1 pseudogene is annotated in these 549 nt (G+C 71.2%); it reads right to left on the bottom strand.

From position 1 onward, the window contains the following. A pseudogene (locus J5M56_RS24040) lies at positions 1-549 on the bottom strand (AMP-binding protein); the annotation flags it as partial.

The raw sequence follows: 549 nt of genomic DNA on the forward strand, positions 1-549 counted from the left end.
CCTGATCCGCCGGCTTCGGCAGGCGCTTGCGGTCGACCTTGCCGTTCGCGTTCAGCGGGAATTGGTCCATCAGCACGAACGACGCGGGCACCATGTAGCTCGCGACGCGGCCGGCCACGAACGCGCGCAGCTCGGGCACGGTCGGCGCCGGATGGCGATGCGGGATCACGTAGCCGAGCAGATACAGGCGGTCCTTGCCGTCGCGCGCGGCGACCACCACCGCCTGACGCACGTTGTCGTGATCGCCGATCGCCCTTTCGACTTCGCCGATCTCGACCCGCTGGCCGCGGATCTTCACCTGGAAATCCTCGCGGCCGAGGAATTCGAGGGTGCCGTCCGGCCGGTAGCGCGCGAGGTCGCCCGTCTTGTACAGGCGGCGGCCCGGCCGAGGCGAGAACGGGTCCGGCACGAACGCGCGCGCGGTGCGCGCCGGATCGCCCAGATAGCCGCGCCCGACGCCGACGCCGCCGATGTGGACCTCGCCCGTCACGCCGATTGGCACCGGCTCGAGGCGCTCGTCGAGCAGGTAGGTCGTCAGGTTCGGCAGCG

It is taken from the genome of Pseudomonas sp. 51_B, from assembly GCF_017491595.1.
GTDB classification, from domain to species: Bacteria; Pseudomonadota; Gammaproteobacteria; order Pseudomonadales; family Pseudomonadaceae; genus Aquipseudomonas; species Aquipseudomonas promysalinigenes.